The sequence below is a fragment of the Mycobacterium sp. genome, from assembly GCF_019243155.1.
Lineage (GTDB): Bacteria > Actinomycetota > Actinomycetes > Mycobacteriales > Mycobacteriaceae > Mycobacterium.
This window is the reverse complement of sequence record NZ_JAFAUS010000242.1, coordinates 1-4,734: the sequence shown is the minus strand read 5'-3', so window position 1 is coordinate 4,734 and position 4,734 is coordinate 1. Positions and strand designations below refer to the sequence as shown.

Genomic DNA, 4,734 nt, shown 5'->3' with positions numbered 1-4,734 from the left:
GTCAGCGTCATGGCCGGCGCGACGGTGACCGAATCGCCGGTGTGCACGCCCATCGGGTCGACGTTCTCGATCGAGCACACCACCACGACGTTGTCGTTGCCGTCGCGCATCAGCTCGAGTTCGAATTCCTTCCAGCCGTAGATCGATTCCTCGATGAGCACATTGGCGCTCGGGCTTTCGGCCAGCCCGGCGCCGGCCATCCGGTCGACCTCCTCGACGGAGCGCGCCATTCCCGAACCCAGCCCGCCCATGGTGAAGCTGGGCCGCACGACGACGGGAAGGCCGAGCTCGGAGACCGTCTCGCGGACCTCTTCCATCGTGAAACACACTCGGCTGCGGGCCGATTCACCACCGACCTTGGACACGATGTCCTTGAACCGCTGGCGGTCCTCGCCGCGCTGGATGGCGTCGAAGTCGGCGCCGATCAGCTCGACCCCGTACCGGTCGAGCGCCCCGTTCTCATAGAGCGCGACCGCGGTGTTCAGCGCCGTCTGCCCGCCCAGGGTGGCCAGCAACGCGTCGATCTTGTTGCCGCGCTCGGCCTGCTGGGCGATCACCCGTTCGACGAAGGCCGGGGTGATGGGCTCGACGTAGGTGTGGTCGGCGTACTCCGGGTCGGTCATGATGGTGGCCGGGTTGGAGTTGACCAGGCTGACCTGCAGGCCCTCGGCGCGCAGCACCCGGCACGCCTGGGTGCCCGAGTAGTCGAACTCACAGGCCTGCCCGATCACGATCGGCCCCGAGCCGATCACCAGAACGTGACGCAAGTCGGCACGACGCGGCACTAGCGCCCCCTTTCGCTGTTCGGGGCGTCCATCAGTTCGATGAATTGGTCGAACAGGTACTCCGCATCGTGTGGCCCGGCGGCGGCCTCCGGGTGGTATTGCACCGAAAACGCCCGGCCATCTTTGAGTTTGACGCCCTCGACCACCCCGTCGTTCGCGCAGGTGTGGCTGACGATGGCCGAGCCGAACGGGGTGTCGAAGCTCTGGCCCGCCTCGCCTTCCAGCGCGAAGCCGTGGTTCTGCGCGGTGACCGCCACCCGCCCGGTGGCGTGGTCGATGACGGGGATGTTGATGCCGCGGTGGCCGAAGACCATCTTGTAGGTGGACAGGCCGAGCGCGCGGCCCAGGATCTGGTTGCCGAAACAGATGCCGAACAACGGGATTCCGGCGCCCAGCACCTCTTGGGTGACGGCGACGACGTGGTCGGCGGTGGCGGGGTCGCCGGGCCCGTTGGACAAGAACACCCCGTCGGGGTTGATGTCCGCAATCTGCTCGAAGGTCGCCGACGATCCCAGCACGTGGGTGCGGACGCCCCGGCGGGCGAAATTACGGGGGGTGTTGGTCTTGATCCCCAAGTCCAGCGCCACGACTGTGAACCGCTGCGGCCCTTCGGGTTCCACGATGTAGTTCTGCGGGGTGCTGACCTCGCCGGCGAGATCGGCGCCCAGCATCGACTGCTGGCCCCGCACCCGCGCCACCAACTCGTCTGCGTCGGCGAGCGCGTCACCGGAGAACACCCCCGCCTTCATCGAGCCGCGGGTCCGCAGATGGCGCACCACGGCCCGGGTATCGATGCCTGCGATCCCGACGATGTGCTGGCGGACAAGTTCGTCCTCCAGTGTGCCGCTGGCGCGCCAGTTCGACGGGCGCGGCGACGGATCGCGCACCGCATAGCCGGCGACCCAGATCTTGTCGCCGCGACTCTCGGCGTCCTCGTCGTTCCAGCCGGTGTTGCCGATCTGCGGGGCGGTGGCCACCACGATCTGCCGGTGATAGCTCGGATCGGTCAGCGTCTCCTGGTAGCCGGACATGCCGGTGGAAAACACCGCCTCGCCCAGCGTTTGGCCGATCTTGCCGAACGGCGCGCCGGTGAAGACGCGGCCGTCCTCGAGTACCAGCTGGGCTTTCACGGCGCGACTCCTTCCGGCCAGCTGTGCAGCCAGCTCTCGTACTCGTCGCGATTGTCCGCCCGGAACCCGGTGTCGATCTTGACGTTTGACGGCAGCCGCCACCGGATCGCGAGTATTCCGTTGCGGGCGGCGACTTTTCCGGCGATGCCGCGTTCGGTGCGGATGGCGCTGATCGACTCCTTGGGAATCCAGATCGGAATGGCCCGGATGCGTTGCACCAGAACTCCCTCGGGGTGCATGCTCAACACCGCCTTGCTGCGGTAGCCGAGGTCCCCGGCGGTGATCCGCTCGCTCCACGCCGGCGCCATCGTGCAGCCGATATACATGCCGGGCGTGGTGATGGTCGCCGTGCCGAGCAGCTCGGGCACGTCGGGCAGGGCCCCGATCAGGTCCGCCTGTTGGCGGGCGCGACGCTGCCAGGAGCGCATCATCAGCTGGATCACGACCGCGATGATCACCACCACGACGCCCGCGAAGATCAGCGAGCCCACCAGCGTGCCGGAATTCATGCCGGGCACTTCCCGTCCCGGGCGGTGAGCTTCCCGCGCAGCAGCGTCGCGGTCACCGTGGCGGGCAGGCTCATCAACTCGAACGGGGTGTTGGCCGACCGGCTGGCCAGATCGGATCCGGCGACGCTCCAGGTGGCGTCGGGGTCGACCACGGTCAGGTTGGCCGGCTCCCCCACCTGTAGCGGGCGTCCCTGATCGGGCAGGCCTACGATGCGCGCGGGGTTTTCGCTCATCACCCGGGCGACATCGCGCCAGGTGAACAGCCCGGGCACCACCATCGTCTGCACCACCACCGACAGCGCGGTCTGCAAGCCCAGCATGCCGGGCCGCGCCGCGGAGAACTCCACGCACTTCTCGTGCTCGGCGTGCGGGGCGTGGTCGGTCGCCACACATTCGATGACCCCGTCGACCAGCGCCTGCCGCAGCGCGACCGCGTCGGCGGCCTCACGCAGCGGCGGGTTCACCCGGTTCACCCCGTCATAGCTGGCCAGCCTGCTGTCGTCGAGCATCAGGTGGTGCGGGGTGACCTCCGCGGTGATCGAGATGCCTTGCTGCTTGGCCCATTTCAGGATCTCGACGGTGCCGGCCGTGGAGGCGTGGCAGATGTGCACGCGGGCGCCGGCGTCGCGGGCCAGCAGCGCGTCACGGGCGACGATCGATTCCTCCGCGGCCCGCGGCCATCCCGAAAGTCCGAGCCGCGCGGCGGTGGGACCTTCGTGGGCGACGGCGCCCACGGTCAGCCGGGGCTCCTCGGCGTGCTGGGCGATGAGCACGCCCAGCCCGGTCGCGTATTCCAGGGCGCGGCGCATCACCAGCGGGTCGTGCACACAGATGCCGTCGTCCGAGAACATCCGGACCTGTGCGACCCCGGCAGCCATCATGCCCATCTCGGTGAGCTCGGTGCCTGCCAGTCCGACGGTGACGGCGCCGACCGGGTGCACGTCGACGAGGCCGACCTGCTGCCCGCGGTGCCAGACGTGATCGGTGACCACCGGGCTGTCGGCCACCGGGGTGGTGTTCGCCATCGCGAAGACCGCGGTGTAGCCACCCAAAGCCGCTGCGGCCGAGCCGGTTTCGATGTCTTCGGCGTACTCGCGGCCCGGCTCGCGCAGGTGGGTGTGCAGGTCGACGAACCCGGGTAGCAGCACCTGGCCGGTGGCGTCGATGACGTCTAGGTCTTTTTCGAGTCCTCCGGCCTCGGCCAGCCCCGCCCCGATCTCGGCGATCTGGCCGTCATCCACCAGCACGTCGACGGGGTCGCCCTCGCCGTACAAGCGAACCCCGCGCAGCAGCACGCTCACGCCGCACCCTCTTCCCCGGCAGATTCGGTGCCCACCAGCACGTGGAACAGCACCGCCATTCGCACGTGTACCCCATTGGAAACCTGTTGCAGCACCGCCGATTGCGATGAGTCGGCCACCGACGACGCGATCTCCATGCCGCGCAGCATCGGCCCGGGGTGCAGCACCACGGCGTGGCCGGGCAGCATCGCCTGCCGGCGATCGGAAAGCCCGAAGCGGGAAGAGTATTCGCGCACCGACGGGAAGAAGCCGCCGTTCATCCGCTCGGCCTGCACCCGCAGCATCAGCACCGCGTCGGCGGCCGGTAGCTCGGCGTCGAAGTCGTTGGAAACGGTGACCGGCCAGCCGTCGACCCCGACCGGCAGCAGCGTCGGCGGCGCGACGAGCACCACTTCGGCGCCCAGCGTCTGCAGCAGCATCACGTTGGAGCGCGCGACCCGGCTGTGCAGGATGTCGCCGACGATCACGATGCGCCTGCCCTCGATGCCGCCCAGCCGCTGCCGGATGGTCAGCGCGTCGAGCAGCGCCTGCGTCGGGTGCTCGTGCGTGCCGTCGCCGGCGTTGATCACCGACGGACCTGGATCCTCTCGGGCGGCGTTCCCGCCCGAAGTCCATTCGGCGAGCAGATGCGCGGCCCCAGATGCCGGGTGCCGGATGATCAGCGCGTCGGCGCCGGCCGCGCGCAGCGTCAGCGCGGTGTCGCGCAGCGACTCGCCCTTGCCCACCGACGACCCCGATGCGCTGACGTTGATCACGTCGGCGCTCATCCACTTGCCCGCGACCTCGAACGACACCCGGGTGCGCGTCGAGTTCTCGTAGAACATCGTGATCACGGTGCGGCCGCGCAGCGTCGGCAGCTTCTTGATCTCGCGGCCCACCAGGGCCTGGGCGAACCGGTCCGCGTCGTCGAGGATGGCGGTGGCCTCGTCTCGACTCAGGTCGCCGGCGGCCAGCAGGTGGCGCGTCATCGCGAGATCACCACCCCGTCGCGGCCGTCGTGTTCGCTCAG

4 protein-coding genes and 1 pseudogene are annotated in these 4,734 nt (G+C 69.2%); all 5 read right to left on the bottom strand.

The window, feature by feature from the left end; all coding sequences use genetic code 11:
* Positions 1-785: pseudogene (gene carB / locus JOZ00_RS11885) on the bottom strand (carbamoyl phosphate synthase large subunit); the annotation flags it as partial.
* The gene (gene carA, locus JOZ00_RS11880; RefSeq protein ID WP_293344048.1) at positions 785-1,915 is read right to left on the bottom strand and encodes a glutamine-hydrolyzing carbamoyl-phosphate synthase small subunit; all 1,131 of its coding nucleotides are present in this window, start codon (positions 1,913-1,915) and stop codon (positions 785-787) included. The gene carA and the pseudogene carB, both read right to left, overlap by 1 nt.
* Entirely contained in the window at positions 1,912-2,424 is a 513-nt protein-coding gene (locus tag JOZ00_RS11875) for a transporter (protein ID WP_293344046.1), read from the bottom strand. The genes carA and JOZ00_RS11875 overlap by 4 nt, the downstream gene beginning before the upstream one ends.
* The gene (locus JOZ00_RS11870; RefSeq protein WP_293344044.1) at positions 2,421-3,725 is read right to left on the bottom strand and encodes a dihydroorotase; all 1,305 of its coding nucleotides are present in this window, start codon (positions 3,723-3,725) and stop codon (positions 2,421-2,423) included. Before JOZ00_RS11870 ends, JOZ00_RS11875 begins: the two co-directional genes overlap by 4 nt.
* Entirely contained in the window at positions 3,722-4,693 is a 972-nt protein-coding gene (locus JOZ00_RS11865; protein WP_293344050.1) for an aspartate carbamoyltransferase catalytic subunit, read from the bottom strand. Before JOZ00_RS11865 ends, JOZ00_RS11870 begins: the two co-directional genes overlap by 4 nt.
* Positions 4,694-4,734: the final 41 nt, after the last annotated feature.